At 75.3% G+C, this 18,046-nt stretch carries 20 protein-coding genes; 14 read left to right on the top strand and 6 right to left on the bottom strand.

The window, feature by feature from the left end; all coding sequences use genetic code 11:
* Positions 1-182: 182 nt before the first annotated feature.
* Positions 183-1,391 carry a PucR family transcriptional regulator gene (locus HOP40_RS05425; RefSeq protein WP_240157525.1) on the bottom strand — a complete coding sequence of 403 codons (1,209 nt, stop codon included), beginning with the start codon at positions 1,389-1,391 and terminating at the stop codon, positions 183-185.
* A gap of 214 nt (positions 1,392-1,605) precedes the next feature.
* On the opposite strand from HOP40_RS05425, the gene HOP40_RS05420 reads away from it, so the two are divergent.
* From HOP40_RS05420 to HOP40_RS05395, 6 genes are read left to right on the top strand one after another with little or no spacing between them, the layout of a single operon-like run.
* Positions 1,606-1,890, top strand: a complete 285-nt coding sequence (locus HOP40_RS05420; protein WP_172155248.1) for a cation:proton antiporter regulatory subunit — start codon at positions 1,606-1,608, stop codon at positions 1,888-1,890.
* Entirely contained in the window at positions 1,871-2,191 is a 321-nt protein-coding gene (locus tag HOP40_RS05415) for a DUF3040 domain-containing protein (protein ID WP_172155246.1), read from the top strand. Before HOP40_RS05420 ends, HOP40_RS05415 begins: the two co-directional genes overlap by 20 nt.
* 13 nt (positions 2,192-2,204) lie before the next feature.
* Positions 2,205-2,654 (top strand): GreA/GreB family elongation factor, encoded by a 450-nt coding sequence (locus HOP40_RS05410; RefSeq protein ID WP_172155244.1) that lies wholly within the window; start codon positions 2,205-2,207, stop codon positions 2,652-2,654.
* Positions 2,655-2,660: 6 nt separating this feature from the next.
* A complete protein-coding gene (locus tag HOP40_RS05405) occupies positions 2,661-2,966 on the top strand; it encodes a TetR family transcriptional regulator C-terminal domain-containing protein (RefSeq protein WP_420821813.1) in 306 nt (101 codons plus the stop codon).
* A gap of 5 nt (positions 2,967-2,971) precedes the next feature.
* Positions 2,972-3,370 (top strand): DUF4865 family protein, encoded by a 399-nt coding sequence (locus HOP40_RS05400; protein ID WP_172167886.1) that lies wholly within the window; start codon positions 2,972-2,974, stop codon positions 3,368-3,370.
* A gap of 21 nt (positions 3,371-3,391) precedes the next feature.
* The gene (locus HOP40_RS05395; protein WP_172155240.1) at positions 3,392-4,180 is read left to right on the top strand and encodes an isocitrate lyase/PEP mutase family protein; all 789 of its coding nucleotides are present in this window, start codon (positions 3,392-3,394) and stop codon (positions 4,178-4,180) included.
* A 10-nt stretch (positions 4,181-4,190) separates the two neighbouring features.
* On the opposite strand, the gene HOP40_RS05390 is transcribed toward HOP40_RS05395, so the two are convergent.
* A complete protein-coding gene (locus HOP40_RS05390) occupies positions 4,191-5,927 on the bottom strand; it encodes a sigma-54-dependent Fis family transcriptional regulator (RefSeq protein WP_172155239.1) in 1,737 nt (578 codons plus the stop codon).
* Positions 5,928-6,070: 143 nt separating this feature from the next.
* On the opposite strand from HOP40_RS05390, the gene HOP40_RS05385 reads away from it, so the two are divergent.
* Together HOP40_RS05385 and HOP40_RS05380 are read left to right on the top strand one after the other, a co-directional pair.
* Positions 6,071-7,573, top strand: coding sequence for a flavin-containing monooxygenase (locus HOP40_RS05385; RefSeq protein ID WP_172155238.1), 1,503 nt, complete (start codon positions 6,071-6,073; stop codon positions 7,571-7,573).
* Between the two features lie 27 nt (positions 7,574-7,600).
* A complete protein-coding gene (locus tag HOP40_RS05380) occupies positions 7,601-8,416 on the top strand; it encodes an alpha/beta fold hydrolase (RefSeq protein WP_172155237.1) in 816 nt (271 codons plus the stop codon).
* A gap of 15 nt (positions 8,417-8,431) precedes the next feature.
* Here the strand turns inward: HOP40_RS05380 and HOP40_RS35375 are convergent, their stop codons facing one another.
* Positions 8,432-8,956, bottom strand: coding sequence for a hypothetical protein (locus tag HOP40_RS35375; RefSeq protein ID WP_205347090.1), 525 nt, complete (start codon positions 8,954-8,956; stop codon positions 8,432-8,434).
* Positions 8,957-8,961: 5 nt separating this feature from the next.
* Positions 8,962-10,134, bottom strand: coding sequence for a flavin-containing monooxygenase (locus HOP40_RS05375; RefSeq protein ID WP_205347089.1), 1,173 nt, complete (start codon positions 10,132-10,134; stop codon positions 8,962-8,964).
* Between the two features lie 104 nt (positions 10,135-10,238).
* On the opposite strand from HOP40_RS05375, the gene HOP40_RS05370 reads away from it, so the two are divergent.
* The 3 genes from HOP40_RS05370 to HOP40_RS05360 all read left to right on the top strand — a co-directional run bounded on the left by HOP40_RS05370 (position 10,239) and on the right by HOP40_RS05360 (position 13,231).
* A complete protein-coding gene (locus HOP40_RS05370) occupies positions 10,239-10,832 on the top strand; it encodes a TetR/AcrR family transcriptional regulator (protein ID WP_172155236.1) in 594 nt (197 codons plus the stop codon).
* A 70-nt stretch (positions 10,833-10,902) separates the two neighbouring features.
* Positions 10,903-11,556: a YbhB/YbcL family Raf kinase inhibitor-like protein gene (locus HOP40_RS05365; RefSeq protein WP_172155235.1), complete on the top strand. Its 654-nt coding sequence runs from the start codon at positions 10,903-10,905 to the stop codon at positions 11,554-11,556.
* Positions 11,557-11,617: 61 nt separating this feature from the next.
* Positions 11,618-13,231, top strand: a complete 1,614-nt coding sequence (locus HOP40_RS05360; RefSeq protein WP_172155234.1) for an AMP-binding protein — start codon at positions 11,618-11,620, stop codon at positions 13,229-13,231.
* Between the two features lie 18 nt (positions 13,232-13,249).
* On the opposite strand, the gene HOP40_RS05355 is transcribed toward HOP40_RS05360, so the two are convergent.
* The gene (locus tag HOP40_RS05355) at positions 13,250-14,923 is read right to left on the bottom strand and encodes a CocE/NonD family hydrolase (protein WP_172155233.1); all 1,674 of its coding nucleotides are present in this window, start codon (positions 14,921-14,923) and stop codon (positions 13,250-13,252) included.
* A 186-nt stretch (positions 14,924-15,109) separates the two neighbouring features.
* Here HOP40_RS05355 and HOP40_RS05350 point away from each other — a divergent pair, with 186 nt between their 5' ends.
* Genes HOP40_RS05350 through HOP40_RS05340 form a run of 3 tightly spaced genes read left to right on the top strand, consistent with a single transcriptional unit; the run spans position 15,110 to position 16,747 of the window.
* Entirely contained in the window at positions 15,110-15,532 is a 423-nt protein-coding gene (locus tag HOP40_RS05350) for an STAS domain-containing protein (protein ID WP_172155231.1), read from the top strand.
* Positions 15,501-16,013: a GAF domain-containing protein gene (locus HOP40_RS05345; RefSeq protein WP_172155229.1), complete on the top strand. Its 513-nt coding sequence runs from the start codon at positions 15,501-15,503 to the stop codon at positions 16,011-16,013. The genes HOP40_RS05350 and HOP40_RS05345 overlap by 32 nt, the downstream gene beginning before the upstream one ends.
* 29 nt (positions 16,014-16,042) lie before the next feature.
* A complete protein-coding gene (locus HOP40_RS05340; protein ID WP_240157524.1) occupies positions 16,043-16,747 on the top strand; it encodes a GAF and ANTAR domain-containing protein in 705 nt (234 codons plus the stop codon).
* A 52-nt stretch (positions 16,748-16,799) separates the two neighbouring features.
* Here the strand turns inward: HOP40_RS05340 and HOP40_RS05335 are convergent, their stop codons facing one another.
* Positions 16,800-18,035, bottom strand: a complete 1,236-nt coding sequence (locus tag HOP40_RS05335; protein WP_172155227.1) for an acyl-CoA dehydrogenase family protein — start codon at positions 18,033-18,035, stop codon at positions 16,800-16,802.
* Positions 18,036-18,046 lie beyond the last annotated feature (11 nt).

Below are 18,046 nucleotides of genomic sequence, written 5' to 3'. Positions count from 1 at the left end.
GAGCGGCCGTCAGGTCGACCGGCGGGCTGAGCGCCACCCGTCGACCCCGCCTCGGTCCCGCCTCGCCGAGCGGTGCGGCCTCGGACAACGTGACTGCCCCTCCTTCACGGCCCGCCGACTCGGCTCGCGGCGGCGCCAGACGAACTCCCAGCTTAGACACGTGCACGGGGGAGGACGCCCGGTCACCGGTCCGCCGGCAGGTCGCGCTGCGGCCAGCCCAGGAGCTTCGCCCCCAGCACCGCGGCGTGCACGGTGAAGCGCTGCGCCGGGTCGGTGGGGTCGTAGCCGGTGAGCGTCGCGATGCGGTTGAGCCGGTAGGTGACCGCGCGGACGGACAGGTGCAGCCGGCGGGCGGTCTCGGCGGTGACGGCGCCCGCGGCGAAGTAGGCGTCGAGGGTCGCGAGGAGGGGTCCGGCGCCGCCGCGGGCGCGCACCAGCTGCCCCAGCACCGACTGCACCAGGTCGGCGATGGCCGGTTGGTCGCGCAGCAGGACCCGGTAGACGAGCAGCTGCTCGGCCCGGATCAGGGGGTTGTCCAGGTCCAGGCGCACGGCCATCGTCAGGCCCTCGCGGGCCTCCTCGTAGGAGCGGGCGACGCCGTAGGAGCCCGGGTAGGGGCGGCCGACGGCGACGCGCCACGGCTCCCCGCGGGGCAGGCGGCCGAGCTCGGCGAGCAGGAGGTCGCCGAGGGTGCCCGCGCCGGGCACGTCGGTGTCGGCCGGCGTCATCGCGACGATCCAGCCGTCCTTCGTGGCGACGAGCACGTCGCGGTCCCCGCCCCACTGCACGACGGCACGCTCCAGCGCGCCGACCGCCGCCCCCGCCTCGTCGGAGCGGCTTGACGGCGCCGCCAGCGCGATCTGGTGGTGGCGGCCCATGTCGAGGCCGAACGGCACCGCGCGCTCGGCCAGCCCGGCGACGTCGGCGTCGCCGCGCAGCAGGTCATCGATGAACTCGCGGCGCAGCGTCTCCTCCCAGCGCACCATCTGGCGTCGGGCGTCGGTGTAGCCGTCGACCAGGCGCGCGACGGCCTCGTCGACGACGTGCAGGACGGCGGCGGCCGCGGTCCGGACGACCTCGCTGTCGCGCGAGCGGACCACCGCGGGCAGCTGCTGCCACAGCCGCCGCGCCGCGGACAGGTACAGCTGCACGGCGCTGCCCGCCGACACGCCCAGCTCGGCGGCGCGCCGCCCGAGCAGACCGACGCCGTCGAGCTCGCGGGCGTCGGGCCGGCGCCCGGAGGCTGCCGCGTCGGCGAGCAGCGGGAGGTAGTCGCCCAGCAGTTCGACGGGCACACCGCCGACGTCGCGGGAGGCGTCGCGCGCCACGTCGGCCAGCCACGAGTCGTCGGGGCCCCCGCCGGCCGGGCGCCGCGGACCGCGATCGGCCACGTCGTCCTCCCTCCGCCCCGGTGCGGGCACTGTAGTGGCGATGTTGCCGACATCCGGCAACTCCCGCCCTCCGATGTGGCACGTCGTGGACGTGGACCGGCAGGACGTCACCGGGAGACCCTGGAGTCACACCGCGAACGGGCTCCAGCGCGTGCCGTTTCCCGAACGGACGCGTGAGCTGCGGTGTCGTGACCACGAGGAGGAGGAGAGCGTGATGACCGACGTCGACGTCCGGGCGCGGCGGCTGCCGGGGATCGGGTGGCACTACTCGATCCCGGCGGAGGACGGCGCCGCGCTGTCCCTCGTCGTCGAGGAGTGCGGCTTCCGACACCTGGCAGTCGCCGTTGCAGGGTCCGACGAGCCGGTCCGCACGGTGCGGCTCGGGGAGGCCCAGGCGGCGACCGTCGCCGCGCTGCTCACCGGAGCGCGGCTGGAGCTCCTCCTCGACGACGAGCCCGAGTCCGGAGCAGGAGGACGTCGTGCCCCTCTCGCCCGCTGAGCAACAGGTGCTGGCGTCCCTGGAGCGAGAGCTCCGGGCGCAGGACCCGGAGTTCGTGGCGGCGTTCGATCCGAGCTCCGTCGCGCCGCTCCACCCGATCCCCGTCCGGCACGCCCTGCCCCTCGCGCTGGGGCTCGGCCTCGTCGCGCTCGCGGTCCTGCCCGGCTGGGTCACGGCCCTCGCGTTCCTCGTCGCGCTCCTGGCTCTGCCGCGGCTGGTCGTGCGCGCGGTCCGGTGGGCCGAGGGGCGACGCGCGATGCCGAGACCGCCGTCCGGCCCGACCAGCGACGGCACCACGTGAGGAGACCGACGACATGCACCGGGGCACCGATCAGGTCTGGCTGTCCCGCGACGCCCACGAGCGCGTCGCGGGCGAGCTGGCCGCACTGCTCGCCGAGCGCGAGGCCGGCACCGCCGACGCGGGTGACGTGAGCGCGCAGGAGCAGCGCGAGATGCGCATCCGACACCTCCAGGACGTGGTGCGGAGTGCGGTCGTGCACGAACCGCCCGACGACGGGGTGGCCGAGCCGGGCATGGTCCTGACCGTCCGCTTCGACGGCGACGACACCACCGAGACCTTCCTGATGGGAGGCCGGGAGGGGGCCGCGTCGTCCGGCGACCTCGAGCTCTGCTCCCCGCGGTCGCCGCTCGGCCGGGCCCTCACCGGGGCCGTCGGCGGCGAGCAGCGCGAGTACGCGGCCCCGGACGGGACGCGGATGAGGGTGACGCTGGTGAGCGCCGTCCCGCACCGCACCGCCGGCTGACTCCGGCTGGGTGGGGCAGGGCAGCCTGGCTGCCGCATCGGCCGCCTGACCCAGGACCCCGACGTGGTCACCGCGGACGCCCTGCGCGAGCCGGTGGCCGAGGCGCTCGCGGGATCGCGGGGTGCGCTCGCCGCGGTGGTCGCGCAGCGGCAGGAGCGGGGCGAGATCGCGCCCGACGACCTCGCCGGGACGATCCTGGCGACCCTGCAGGGCGGGTACGTGCTGGCGCGGGCCGAGCTCGACGAGGAGCGGTTCGCCGCGGCCGTCCGGGGGCTGCTCGCGCTGCTGAGGGGACTGGAGGTCGCCCGGTGATCGCGATGCAGTACGAGGTCACCCTGCCCGCCGACTACGACATGCGGATCATCCGGGACCGCGTCGCCGCCACCGGGCACCTGATGGACCCCGCGCCGGACTGGCCGACCCCGCCGTCTCACGCGGTACGCCGGAAGACCGCGCTGGCAGCTGACGTAGACATCGTCGGGATGGCCCGCGCGACCGACGCCCGGCTGGCGTCTGCCGTCGCCGTGGGGGAGGCGCAGCTGGGGGCGTACGGCATCGACCCGCGCGGCTGGGAGCTCGTGACCCTCACCCTCCACGACCGGCACCCCGGCGGGGTTCCGGAGGGCGCCGAGCTGTCCGCGGTGCTGCACACTGCAGCTCCCGAACGCCTGCGCCTGCCCGACCGCGTGGAGGAGCGCCTGGCGATCGCGAGGTGACCCCGACGACAGGAGCCGCCCGTGCCCACCGAGTCCCGGCGACCGCGCTTCCACGACCTGCACAGGGGTGAGCGCCCGCTGCTGCTGCCCAACGCCTGGGACGTCGCGTCGGCGGTCGCGTTCGTCGACGCGGGCTTCCCCGCGGTGGGCACGACGAGCTTCGGGGTCGGCGCCGCCGCGGGCCGGCCGGACGGCGGCCGCGCCAGCCGCGACGCCACCGCGGCGCTGGTGCGGGCGCTCGCGCCGCTGGACGCGCACGTGTCCGCCGACGTCGAGGACGGGTACTCCGACGACCCCGAGGAGGTCGCGGCCTACGTCGCCGGGCTGGGGTGCGCGGGCGTCAACGTCGAGGACGGCACCGACGGCCGGCTCGTCGACCCCGCGGCGCACGCGGAGAAGATCGCGGCGATCCGGGAGCGGTGCCCGGAGATCTTCATCAACGCCCGCGTCGACGACTACTGGCTGGGCGAGGACGCGACCGTCCCGGCCGTCCTCCGGCGGGCCGAGGTCTACGTCGCGGCCGGCGCCGACGGCGTCTTCGTCCCCGGCGCCACCGACCCCGGCGAGCTGCGCGAGCTGGCGGCGGCGATCCCGGTGCCCGTCAACGTCCTCGCCGTGCCCGGCCGCACGCTCGACGAGCTGGGCGGCCTGGGCGTCCGCCGCGTCAGCACCGGCTCGCTGCCCTACCGCGCCGCCCTCGACGCCGCGGTCGGGGTGGCGACGGCGATCCGCGCCGGCGAGCCCCCGGTGGCGGCGACGTCGTACCGGGACGCGCAGCAGGCCCTCGTCCGCTTCGCGGAACGGACCTGAGGCAGGCGCGTCAGGCGGTGATCCCGTACTGCGCGATCTTGCGGTAGAGCGTCGACCGGGCCACGCCCAGCGCCGCGGCCGCCGCCGCCCGGTTGCCGGCCGACTCGCGCAGCGCCAGCACGATCGCGTCGCGCTCGGCCTGGTCGACCGGGCGCAGCGCCGAGCGGGGGGCGCTCTGGCAGGACGCGGGCAGGTCGCCGACCTCCACCATCCCCACCGGGCGGTGCAGCAGGGCCGCCCCGAGGGCGTCGCGCAGCTCCCGCACGTTGCCCGGCCAGCTGTGCCGGGCCAGTGCGCGCAGCGCCTCGGCCGAGAGCCGCGCGTCCCGGCCGGGCGCCAGGTCGGCCAGCAGGTCGGTGACCAGCGACGGCAGGTCGCCCGACCGGTTGCGCAGGGGCGGCACCGTCACCGAGCGCCGGAACCCGGCCAGCACCCCGGCGACCGCCGCCCCGTGGCGCGCGCCGCCGGCGGTGGTCGCGGCGAGCCGGGCCCGGTGCGCGTGCAGCGCGGCGTTCAGGCCGGGCGGCACGCCGTCCCAGCGGTCGACGTCGGCGAGCACGACGAGCGGTGACGGCCCGGCGCGGCGGACGCGGTCGGCGGCGTCGGCGGAGGCGGGGCCGATCTCGACGACGTGCCCCGGACCGTGCAGCGCGCGGTCGAGGTCGGTGAGCAGCCGGCGGCGCCCGCTCCCGGACTCGCCGACGACGAGCAGCGGCGCCCCCGACCGGAGCGCCTCCGCGGCCGACGTCCACGCCCCCCGCCAGGCGGGGCTGGAGCTCGCCGGTTCGGGCAGCGGCCGCTCGACGCTGCGGGGCAGCGCGATCCCGTCGGCCTCCCGCAGCACGGAGACCGCCGCGACCAGGCCGGCGACCGAGCTGCCCACGGTGACCACGGTGCCGCGCATGCGCACCCGCACCCCCGACGGCAGGTCGAGGCGGTCGTCGACGTCGTGCTCGCGGACCATCCGGAAGCGCGCGTGGTCCTGCAGCGCGGCGAGGTCGCCCGGGTCGAGCAGGGTGTGCAGCAGGGTGTTGGCCAGCACCGTCCGCCGGCCCACCGCGAGCACCGCGCGGCGGGCGCGGGCGTCGACGCGGGCGTAGAGGTCGAACACCGCCTGCTGCCCCCGGTCGCGGTCCTGCAGCAGCGCGTCCTGGATGCGGGTGGCGGCCGAGACGACCAGCGAGTGCAGGATCGGCGACGAGTGCTCGGCCCGGCAGCTGACGTCGAGCACGCCCTCGACCCGCCCGGTGAACGGGTCGCGCACCGGGGCGCCGGCGCACGCGTAGGGGTGCAGCGACTCCACGAAGTGCTCGGCGCCGACGACGTGCACCGACCGGCCGGCCTCCAGGACGGTGCCGACGCCGTTGGTGCCGACCGCGCCCTCCTCGTAGCCGTAGCCCTGCGCGAAGGAGTTCTCGTCGGCGGCGCGCCCGATCGCGGCCGTCGTGTCGATGCGGACGAGCAGGCGGGCGCGGTCGTCGGTGAGCACGACGCACACCGGGACGGCCCCGATCTGCTCGGCCAGCTGCTCGACGACGGGCCGGGCGCAGCGCACGAGCCGCGACTCGACGTCGAGGCCGGGGTGGTGCAGGTTCGTGACGACCGTGGGGTCGACGCCGCTCGCGACGCTGCGGCGCCAGGACGCCGCGACCTGGTCCGGGATGCCCGGGAGGTCGGCGTCGGGGTGGTCCAGGAGCCGGGCCCTCGCCGACGTGAGGAGCCTGCGCCGAGCGAGGACATCACCCATTCCCGCGTACCTCCTTGTCGCCCTCGTCACACTATGCGTCACAGGTCAAGGGCGGAACCGTCCGAAGTTCGGACACGGGGGTCGCGAAGGCAGGTCCTACCGTCGGGTCATCCCGTCATCGTCGACTCAGGGGGAACCCGGATATGACCCGTGCCGCAACGGCCGACCAGGCGCAGAGCACCAGTGGGACCGAGCACGTCGACGTCCTGATCGTCGGAGCGGGGGTGTCCGGCATCGGGGCCGCCCACCGGCTGCGGACGGAGTTCCCCGAGCGGTCCTTTGTGATGCTCGAGGCCCAGGACGCCCGCGGTGGGACCTGGTGGACGCACCGCTTCCCGGGCGCCCGCTCCGACAGCGACCTCTTCACCTACGGCTACCGCCACAAGCCGTGGCGCGGGGCGTCGATCGCCGCGGGTGACGCGATCCTCGAGTACCTCGACGAGGTCATCGAGGAGGACGAGCTCGCGGACCGGATCCGCTACCACCACAAGGTGACGTCGCTGGACTGGTCGTCGGAGGAGGCCCGGTGGACCGCCCGGGTCCTGCGCACCGACACCGGCGAGGAGCTCGAGCTCACCGCGTCGTTCCTGTGGATGTGCCAGGGCTACTACAACCACGACGAGCCGTACACGCCCGAGTGGCCGGGCACCGAGCGGTTCGAGGGCACGATCGTGCACCCGCAGGCCTGGCCGGCCGACCTGGACCACGCGGGCAAGAAGGTCGTGGTCATCGGCTCCGGCTCGACCGCCGCCACCGTGGTGCCCGCACTGGCCCAGACCGCCGAGCACGTGACGATGCTGCAGCGCTCGCCGTCGTACTGGTTCCCCGCCCCGTCGGTGCACGAGCTCGCGACGATGCTGGCCCCGCTGGACCTGCCGCCGGACTGGACGCACGAGATCCTCCGCCGCCAGTACGTCCAGCAGCTCGACTGGCTGGCCACGACGGGCCTCGAGGACCCCGACCAGCTGCACGCGTTCCTCGTCGAGTCCATCCGGCCGCTGCTGCCCGAGGGCACCGACATCGAGAAGCACTTCACCCCGAGCTACCGGCCCTGGCAGCAGCGGATCGCGTTCGTGCCGGACGGCGACCTGTTCGCCGCGATGCGCGAGGGCAAGGCGGCCGTCGTCACCGACACGATCACCGAGTTCACCGAGAAGGGCGTGCAGGTCTCCTCGGGCGAGGTGCTCGAGGCCGACATCGTCGTCACCGCGACCGGGTTCAACCTCTCGGTGTTCGGCGACATCCCGTTCCGCCTCGACGGCCAGCCCGTGGACTTCTCGCAGCGCGTCACCTGGCGCGGGATCATGATCAGCGGCGTCCCGAACATGGCGTACGCCTTCGGCTACTTCCGGCACAGCTGGACGCTGCGCGTCGACCTGGTCAACGACGTCGTCGGCCGGATCTTCGAGCGCATGGCCAAGCGCGGTGCGTCCACCGTCGTCCCGACGCTGCGTCCCGAGGACGAGGGCCTGCCGCTGCTGCCCTGGAGCGACCCGGACAACTTCAACCCCGGGTACGTCCTGCGCTCCCAGGACCGCATGTTCAAGCAGAGCGACCGCGACCCGTGGACCCACATGCACGAGCACGACCACGAGCGCGTCTCGCTCCCCGAGGCCGACATCGACGACGGCCTCCAGTACCGCTGACCCCACCCCCCGCACCGAGGAGTACCCGTGCCACAGATCCCCGTCCGCACCGGAGTCACCCTGAACTACGAGATCACCGGCAGCGGCGAGCCGCTGCTGCTGGTGATGGGCACGTCCGGCGCCATCGCGCTGTGGGGCGAGCTGTCGTCCCGCCTCGCACAGACCCACCAGGTCATCGCCTTCGACAACCGCGGCCTCGGCGGCAGCGACCGCGGCACCGGTGAGATCACCGTCGCCTCGCTGGCCGAGGACGCCTCCGCCCTGCTGGAGGCGCTCGAGATCCCCCGGGCGCACGTGCTCGGGTGGTCGCTCGGGTCGGCGGTGGTGCAGGAGCTCGCGCTGGCCCACCCGGACCAGGTCGCGTCCGCCCTGATGTACGCGACGTGGGGCCGCGCCGACGGGTTCCAGCGCTCGGTGCTCACCGCGCTGCGCCTGCCCTATGTGCACCGGGACATGGAGTCGGCGCTGGCCACGGCCGGCATCGCCTTCTCGCCGCAGCTGCTCGACCACCCGGACTTCGGCGCGATGCTGGAGCCGATGCTGCCCGCGTTCCCGCAGAACGAGGAGCAGATGCAGGTCACCGTCGAGCAGTGGGACGCCGACCTCGCCCACGACACGATCGACCGGCTCGGCGCCATCACGGCCCCGACGCTCGTCGTCGTGGGGGAGCAGGACCTGCTCACCCCGCCGTGGCAGGCCAAGAAGGTCGCGGACGCCATCCCGGGTGCGCGCTACGAGCTCGTCACCGGGCCGGGATCGAGCCACGGCCTGCACATCGAGCGCCCCGAGGACCTGGCGAGGATCCTCACCGCGTTCCTCGGGGAGCTCGCGCCCGCGCACTGACCACGAGGGGGACGGTCAGGGCGTCGCCGCTGCGGCGGTGAGGTCCTCCGGGGCCGGCGCGGGCACCACGTCCGCGACGGCCTCGGGGGGCTGCGCCGGCTCGCGGTCGTCGAGCCGGAAGCCGATGTAGCCGCCGTCGACGACGAACGCGCAGACCTGCTTGTAGGTGTTCAGGCCGCCGACCCACATCATCAGCTTGCGCGCCTTGCCCTCGATGTTGCCGCCCGTGTACCAGGACGCGACCTCGGGGTAGAAGGTGTAGCTGCCGACGTGCGCGACCTGCTGGTCCCACTGCTCCTGGGCGGCGGGATCGGCCTCGATCGTCGTGACGCCCTCGCGGCGCAGGTGCTCCAGGCAGGCGGCGATCCACTCCACGTGGTGCTCGATGGAGCGCATGACGTTGGTGAGGGCGGTGGCGCTGAGCGGGCCGGTGACGGTGAACAGGTTGGGGAACCCGGCCGTGGCCAGGCCCAGGTAGCTGCGCGGCCCGTCGGCCCAGGCGTCGGCGAGGGCGAGGCCCTCGCGGCCCCGGATGCCCATGCGGGTCAGCGGCCGGTCATGGCGTCGTAGCCGGTGGCCATCACCAGGTCGTCGGCCGGGTACTCGCCGGTCGCGGTGCGGACGCCGTGCTCGGTGATCTCGACGATCGGCTCCGCGCGGACGTCGACGAGCTCGACGGTCTCGCGGTTGAACGTCTCGTAGTAGCCGGTGCCGACGGTCGGCCGCTTCGACGAGATCGGGTGGTCGTGCGGCTCGAGCCGGGCGGCGACCTGCGGGTCGCGCACCGTCTCCCGGATCCGCTCGCGGACGAACTCGGACACGATCGCGTTGGCCTCGCGCGAGGTGGCCACGTCGGCGTAGGTGCCGACGAACTCGGTGCCGCCGATCTCCCAGCGCCGCCCGAGCTCCGCCGCCCGCTGCTCGGGGGTGTCCTCCAGGGCCGAGCGGCCCGTGCCCGCGGTGTAGTAGCCCGCGACCGACACCTCGGCCTGCTGCCGGATGAACTCGCGGTCGCCCTGCGCGTGGAAGACCTCCCGCGCGGTCAGCGGGCGGTTGCGCGCCGGCATGACGAAGTTGGCGGTGCGCTGGAACACCGTGGTGCGCGCCGCGGCCGCCGCGATCTCGGGGATCACCTGCACGCCCGACGACCCGGTGCCGACGACGGCCACCCGCCGCCCGGAGAAGTCGACGCCCTCGTGCGGCCAGTGGCCGGTGTGCAGGACGCGCCCGGCGAAGCGGTCGAGGCCGGGGATCGCCGGGGTGTTCGACGCCGAGAGCAGCCCGACCGCGGCGACGACGAACCGGGCGCGCGTGCCGCGGCCGTCCCGGGTGGCCAGGGTCCAGGTGGACGACCCCTCGTCCCACTCGACCGAGCTGACCTGCGCGCCGAAGGAGATGTCGCGGCGCAGGTCGAGCCGGTCGGCGACGAACTCGGCGTAGCGCAGGATCTCGGGCTGCGTCGCGAACCGCTCGCTCCACGCCCACTCGCGGTGGATCTCCTCGGAGAACGAGTAGCAGTAGTCGACGCTCTCCACGTCGCACCGCGCCCCGGGGTAGCGGTTCCAGTACCAGGTGCCGCCGACGTCGCCCGCCGCCTCGAAGACGTGGCAGCTCCGGCCCTGCTGCCGCATCAGGTGCAGGGCGTAGAGGCCGGCGAACCCGGCGCCGACGACGGCGACGTCGACCTCCTCGGGGACCGGGGTGGGGTGGTCGTTCACGGCTGCTCCGAACGTCGAGGGGTGTGACGCACGACGCTAAGATGGACACTGTGTCCAGTCAATGGGCGAGCGGTTCGCGCTCGTGGCGCGGCTAGGATCCGCCGATGACGCAGCCGGCACCGCTGCGCGTGCAGCAGCGCGCCTACACCCGTGAACGGCTGCTGCGCGCGGGCGCCGAGGTCTTCGACCGCAAGGGCTACCCCGCCGCCACCGTCGACGACATCGTCGGCGCCGCCGGGGCCAGCCGGGCCACGTTCTACCTGCACTTCCGCACGAAGTCCGACGTCGTGGCCGAGCTCGGCGATCGCCTGCTCGTGGAGACCCGCGCGTTCTACGCCGAGCTCGACGGGGTCCTCGCGACGGGCTCGCGCGCGGCGATGCGCGACTGGATGGCGCGCGCCCTGCAGTGGATGGTCGACAACCGCGCGGTGCTCACGGCGGCCGACGCGTTCGGCGGGCCGGAGTCCTACCGCTCGGTGGACTCCTTCGTCGAGCGCATGCCGCGCTGGCTGGAGCGCTGGCCGCAGGCCCGCCGGCACGAGGCGCGCACGCGGATCGCGCTGCTGACCAACCAGTTCCGCGGCGTCCTGGCCTTCGAGATGCCGGTCGACGGGGAGCACGGCGACTTCACGCGCGAGAACGTCCTCGACGGCCTGACCGACGTCTGGCTGGCCGGGCTGCAGCCCCCGCCGGCCTGAGGACCCGGCCGCGGGTGGGCGTGGGCCCGCGCCGGCCGGGTATCCCGGGCCCCCGACGTGAGGAGGAACCATGCCGAACCCGGGCAGCCACGCCTACGACGTGCAGCGGACCAGGCTCCGCGCGCAGTACGACCAGGACGGGACGCAGCACACCAACGACGGCAAGGCGGACGCCGCGGCCAACGCCGAGCTCCAGCGCGAGAACCCCCCGGTGACCCTCGGCGACCCGGACCGCGCCGCCGGCCCGCGCGGCGGCGCCGACGCCGGCACGGACGGCGGCGACGGGGACCCGCGCTCGATCGTCCTGCGCAGCACCGCGTTCGTCGACCACGGGCTCGTGCCCGCCGAGTCGGTGGGCGACGGCCCGGCGCTCCAGTGGACCGACGTGCCCGACGACGCGGTCGAGCTCGCCGTCCTGTGCGAGGACCGCGACGCCGGCGACGCCGTGCACTGGCTGGCCGCGGGCATCCCGTCGACGGAGTCGGGGATCCCGTCGGCCGCGGACCTGCCGGCCGGCGCGGTCGCGGGCCGGGCCGACGACGGCGCGGTCGGCTGGCGCGCACCGGAACCGCCGGTGGGCGACTCGCACCGGATGATCTTCCGGCTGCTGGCGCTGGACCAGCGGCTCGGGCTGGAGGAGGGCGTGAGCGCCGAGGAGCTCCGCGCCGCCGCCGAGGGGCACGTCGTCGGCCACGGCACGCTCGTGGGACTCGTCGCCCGCTGAGCCCCGCCCGGTAGCGTCGCGGCGCGCGAGCACCGACGACGACGGGGAACGGGGTGGGTCCATGACCGCGAGCGAGCGGGTCGAGACGCTGATCGAGGAGTACGGGGCGGCGGACCTGTCCGTGGCGCACCTGCTCTGCGACCGGCACGACCCCGACGCCGTCGCGGTGACCGTCGTCGGCGACGCCGGGTCGGTCGACCTCACCTACGGCGAGCTGCGCCGCCGGTCCGAGGCCGTCGCGGCCGGGCTCGCGGAGCTCGGCGTCGGCCCCGGGACGCGCGTGGCGGCGCTGCTGCCCAAGGGCGTCGAGCTGCCGGTCGTCGTGGTCGCGCTGTGGCGCCTCGGCGCGGTCTACGTGCCGCTGTTCACCGCCTTCGCCGCGCAGGGGATCGTCCTGCGGCTGGAGGCCAGCGGCGCGACCGTGCTCGTCTGCCACGGCTCGCAGCGCGCCAAGCTCGATCCGGGCCCGGACGTCCCGGCCGACGCGCCCTGGCGGATCGTCACCGTCGGGGAGGGGGCGCGCGAGGGCGACCTGTCCTTCGACGACCTCGCGGCGGCGCAGCCGACCGGCGCTCCGCCCGCGGTCCAGGGTCCGGACGGCCCGTTCCTGCAGCTCTACACCTCGGGCACGACCGGCAAGCCCAAGGGCGTCGTCGTGCCGGCCCGTGCCCTGGCGTCGTTCGTGGCGTACCTGGAGTTCGGGCTCGACGTCCGCGCCGACGACGTCTACTGGAACGCCGCCGACCCGGGCTGGGCCTACGGGCTCTACTACGCGCTCTGCGCCCCGCTCGCGGCCGGGCGCCGCACGGTCCTGCTGGAGTCGAACTTCACCCCGGCGGTGTTCTGGCGGGTGCTCGACGAGCAGCGCGTCACGAACGTCGCCGCCGCGCCGACCGTGTTCCGGGCGCTGCGCACCGCCGGCCTCCCGACGCCCGAGGGTCTCGTGCTCCGGGCGGCGTCGAGCGCGGGGGAGCCGCTCACCCCGGACGTGGTCCGCTGGGCCGAGGGCGCGCTGGGCGTCGCCGTGCTCGACCACTACGGCCAGACCGAGCTGGGCATGGTCGCGATCAACGGCCACCACCCCGATGTCCGCGCCGAGGTCCGCCCGTCGTCGATGGGCCGGGCGATGCCCGGGTTCGTGCTCGCCGTGCTGGAGCAGGACGGCGACGGGCCGGCGCCGACCGGCGAGGTCGGGCGGGTCGTCGTCGACGTGCCGGCCAGCCGCCTGATGTGGTTCACCGGCTACGACGGCGCGCCGGAGAAGTCGGCCGAGCGGTTCACCGCCGACCGCGCCTTCTACCTGACCGGCGACAGCGGCTCGATGGACGCCGACGGCCACCTCTACTTCACCGGCCGCGACGACGACGTGATCCTCATGGCCGGCTACCGGATCGGGCCGTTCGACATCGAGTCGGTGCTCGCCCTGCACCCCGACGTGGCCGAGAGCGCCGTCGTCGGCGTGCCGGACGAGGTGCGCGGCGAGGTCGCCGAGGCGTTCGTCGTGCTCAACGGCCGCACCGGCGACGACGAGCTCGCGACCGAGCTGCAGCAGCTCGTCCGGACCCGCTACGCCGCGCACGCCTACCCCCGGCGCGTGCACTTCGTCGACGCCCTGCCCAAGACCCCGAGCGGCAAGGTGCAGCGCTACCTGCTGCGCGGGGAGCGCGCCCGGTAGCCCGTCACGGCAGCACCGTCACGGCAGCACGAGCATCTCCACGTGCGAGGGGTGCGCCGCGTCGTGGTGCACCTCGAACCGGCACGGCTGCCCGGCCGTCGCGGTGCCCAGCGGCTCGCCGGTGCCGGGGTTGCGGGCGAAGCGCGGGAACGCCCCGCCGCTGACCTGCACCCGCAGCCGGTGCCCGGCCCGCACCCGGTACGCCGTCGGGAACAGCTCGACGTCGACCGCGAGCACGCCGTCCTCGCCGACGCTGACGTCCGGCCCGGGGACGGTGCGCGGGTCGAGGCGCCGGATGCCGTCGACGACGTTGCGCGACACGCCCTCGGCGTCGACGTCGCAGAGGCGCACGAACACGTCGGCGTGCTCGAGCGAGGGGCGGACGTGCACCCGCGCGCGCACCGGGCCGACGACGTCGACGTCGGCGGTGAGGACGGGCCCGGTGAACACGAGCACGTCCGGGCGCGCCTCCACGGCGCGGTTGTCGGCCTGCTTGCCCGGGGGCTTGAGCGTCGGCCCGCCGACGGTCGGGGTCGGGTCGGCCGGGTCGTGGACGAAGCGGCTGGGCTCGGCGTCGGCGGGCCCGGCCTCCTCGGTGAGCCCGCCGCCGGCGCGCAGGTGGTGGCGCACGGGCCGGGCCGCGGGCGGGGGCCACGCGTCGAGGTCGAGCCAGCGGTCGGCCTGCTGCAGGAACAGGCGCACGGGCGCGCCCGCGGGGGGCGGGCCGCCGAGCAGGTGGTGGCTGAGCCACGTGACGTCGCTGCGCAGGATCGCCCGGAGCTCGCCGGGCTCGCCGTGCAGCCACGGGCCGACCACGATCCGGGCCTCGACGCCCGCCTCGCGCAGGCGGCGGAAGTCGTCGAGCTGGCCCGCCGCGAACAGGTCCCACCAGCCGGTGACCATGTTGACCGGCGGCATCCGGGAGAAGTCGGCGCCGTCGTGGTCGGCGACCGACCAGAACGGGTCTGCGGGCTCGGCGTGGGTGACGAAGTCGCGCCAGAACGCGACCGGGGCGCCGACCGCGGTGGTGTCGGCGGCCTGCAGGGGCAGCCGGCGCATGGCCCGCCGGACCCGGGCCTCGACGCGCGGGTCGGGCAGGGGCCCGAGCGCACCGCCGACCTCCTGGCGCCCGATCTGGGCCGACCAGGTCAGCGCCGTGTGCAGCAGCGGCGCGCCGTTCTCGTAGAACGCCCGGGTGATCTTCGAAGCCGTGATGTGCGGGGAGACCGCCACGAGCGGCGGATCGACGTAGGGGGCGACGGCCCACTGCGTGTGCCCGAAGTAGCTGCCGCCGGTGGTCGCGACGCGGCCGTCGCACCAGGGCTGCTCGCGCAGCCACGCGACGGTGGCGAGGCCGTCGTCGTGCTCGGCGGTGAAGGGCCGGAAGTGGCCGCCCGAGCCGAACGTCCCGCGCGTGGACTGCACGAAGACCTGCAGGCCGCGCCGGGCGAACGGCGTGACGAAGGCGTGCGCGAACAGGCCCGCGCGGCCGTAGGGCAGCCGGATCAGGACCACCGGCTGCGGGCCGGAGGCGCGCGAGGGCCGGTAGAGGTCCCCGAGCAGCGTCACCCCCTCGGCGACGGGGACGGCGAGGTCGCGCTGCACGTCGTAGGCGCTCGCGCGCAGCGGCAGCCCGAGTGCGGCGTCGGCGACGAGGCCGCCGAGGCGGGTGGCGAGGCTGGGACCGGGCATCGGGTGTCCTCCTGGGGGTCGTCCCGATCATGTCGTGCCCGGCGTGCCGGCGCGAGGGTCGACGGGTGGTCGCGGGCCGGCCCCCGCACCGGGTAGGGTTGCACCGCTGATCGCCCGCCCTGTGTCCGCGTGCGCCGGTGTGCGTGTGCTGCATGCGGGGGTCGGACGGTGGACGGGATAGTCGGGGTGCGCTCGGTCGGAGCCGCGCCCGGGGTGCAGGTGGTGCGCCTGCAGGTCGACATCGACCTGGCGACCCAGGACGAGGTGGCCGCGTGCCTGGCGTCGCTGGTGCGGTCGCGGGGCTACGAGCGCGTGGTGGTCGACGTCACCGACCTGTTCGTCTCCGCGCACGGGATGCAGGTGCTGGCCGAGGCCGTCGAGGCGGCCGCGGCCCGCGGCCGGACCTGGGCCGTGGCCGGGCTGAACCCGGCGATCGCCCGTCACGTCACCCGCTGGTTCCCCGGGCTCCCGCTGCTGCACGACCGGGAGGACGCCGTCCTCGCGGTAGGCGGACGGGGATCGGGTACGCCCCCCGTCGACGGGCACGACGCGCGACGGCGGAGGGGAGCCCCGCACGATGGACACCGGCAGTCCGGGCCGGGCGGATGACGAGCTGGCCCGGAGGATGGGGACGGTGCTCGACGCGGCCGTCGAGGTCCTCGCGGTCGACGACGTCGGGGTGATGCTGCTCGACGACGGCGACGAGCTCCGCGTGCTGGGCGCGAGCGGGGCGGCGGGCCGGTCGCTCGAGGACGCCCAGATCGAGGCCGGAGCCGGCCCGGGCACCGACGCGGTGCGGCTGGGCCGTCCCGTCCTCGTCCCGGACGTCGCCGAGGCCCCCGACTACGCGCGGGTGTGGGAGCTGCTCCGCGACGCGGACGGCGCGCACGCGGCGCGCGCAGTACTGTCCGTGCCGGTCCTCGTCGACGGTGTCGTGGTCGGCAACTTCAACGCTCTGCGCATCGAGCCCTCGGCGTGGACCGACGACGAGGTGCGGGCCGTGCAGGCCTACGCCGTCGCCGTCGGGGCCGTACTGCGCCAGGCCGCCCTCGCGAGCCGCTCCCGCGCGGAGCCCGTCGACCCGTCGTGACCGTCCGTCGTACCGGGAGGAGGCCCACCGTGCCGGAGATCGACCCGGAGACCCTGGGTGCGAGCCTGCGCCGCCTCAGCGGGGTGCGGGACCAGGCGCTGGAGCAGGCGCTGCGGGAGACCGTCACCGCCTGCGTCGACCTGTTCGACGTCACCGGGAGCGGCCTGATGGTCGCCGACGAGCAGAACACCCTGCGCTACGTCGCGGCGAGCGACGGCCCGGGGCGCGAGCTGGAGCTGATCCAGAGCGACACCGGGCAGGGCCCGTGCGTCGACACGTTCGTGCACAACCGCGTCGTCGCGACGGAGGACCTGGTCACCGACGAGCGGTGGCCCGCCGACCGGCCCGCCGTCGAGGAGCTGGGGGTGCGCGCGATGCTCGGCGTGCCGGTGCGCCTGAGCGGGATCGTCGTCGGCTCGCTCGACGTCTACCGCTCCGAGCCCGGCGTCTGGGACGACACGGAGATCGCCGCGCTGCAGCGCTACGCCGACGTCATCGAGGCGACGATGCACGCCGCGCTGCGGGCCCACAGCGCCGACGAGCTCGCCTCCCAGCTGCAGTACGCGCTGGACTACCGCGTGGTCATCGAGCGCGCGGTGGGGTTCCTGATGGGCCGGGACGGGGTGGGCGCGGTCGCCGCGTTCGACGTGCTGCGCCGCGCCGCCCGCCACGACCGCCGCCGCATCGCCGACGTCGCCCAGCAGCTGCTCGACACCGGCCGGATGCGCGGCTGAGCCCGGCTCAGCCCATCCCGGCTCAGCCCATCCCGGCTCAGCCCATCCCGGCTCAGCCCATCCCGGAGGCGGCCAGCGGGTCGTAGCCCGGGGCGCGCAGCAGCTCCTGCAGCTGCCGGCGCCGGACCCCGGTGTTGGAGCCCTCGATCACCGGGTAGGCCAGCGCGTCGTTCAGGTACCGGACCAGCGGGAACCGCTCGTCGTAGGCCGAGACGCCGACCACCCCCATCAGCTTGGTGATCACCTCGACGCCGGTCTCGGAGCCGAGCACCTTGGCGTGCAGGGCCCACTCCAGGCCCGACGGGTGCCCGGACAGTGCGGCGTCCAGGGCGCGCCAGGAAAGCAGGCGGACGGCCTCGATGCGGCTCTTGGCGTCGGCCAGGAGGTCGGCGACGGACTGGTGCTCGATGATCGGGACGGCGCCGCCGCGCTTCTCGGTGGTGGCGAAGCGGTGTGCGACGTCGAAGGCCTCGCGCATCGCCGCGACGGCGAACGTGCCGATGGAGGCGCCGCTCCCGACGAACGCGTTCCGGGTCAGCGCCACGCCCTGGCCCTCCTCGCCGAGCAGGTTGGCCCGGGGCACGCGGACGTCGACCAGGCGGACCCGCGCGGTGAGGCAGCCGCGCAGGCCGGGCAGGTCGTAGACCTCCTCGACCTCGATGCGCCCGGCGAGGTGCTCCCGCTCGGCGACCACCAGCGACACCCCGCCCGGGGCGCGGCAGACGATCGTCATCACGTCGGGGCCGTCGCCGTCCCAGCCGGGCAGGTGCGAGGCCCACGCCTTGCGGCCGTTGATCACGTAGTCGTCGCCGTCGTGGACGGCGGTGGTCCGGGTGCCCTCCGCGGGGGCGGGGGCGTCGAAGTTGGCGCTGCCGCCGGGCTCGGAGTACGCCATCGCCGCGACAGGGGCGCCGGAGTCGGCGAGGAACGGGGCCACGAACCGGCGGATCTGCTCGGGCGTGCCCACCTGGTAGACCGGGGCGAGCGCGATCAGCGGGCCGGCCATCGAGATGACGAAGTCCGGGCTGTGGGCGGCCCACTCCTCGATGAGCACGGCCGCGTCCACGCCGCCGGTCGCGGCCCCGCCGAACGGCACGGGCACGAACCCCTTGAGGAACCCGGCCTCGACGGCGCGCTCGAAGGCGGGACGGGCGAGCGCGGCCCGGCGGGCGGGGTCGGGCTCGGCGCGGACGGCGGCGGCGAGGTCGCGCAGGTGGGCCTCGGCGAACGCGCGTGCGGCCTTCTTCAGCTGCTCCTGCTCGGGCGACAGCGAGAACGAGACGGACATCGGGCTCCTCG

This window comes from Pseudonocardia broussonetiae (genome assembly GCF_013155125.1).
GTDB classification, from domain to species: domain Bacteria; phylum Actinomycetota; class Actinomycetes; order Mycobacteriales; family Pseudonocardiaceae; genus Pseudonocardia; species Pseudonocardia broussonetiae.
This window is presented reverse-complemented; position numbering and strand designations above follow the sequence as displayed.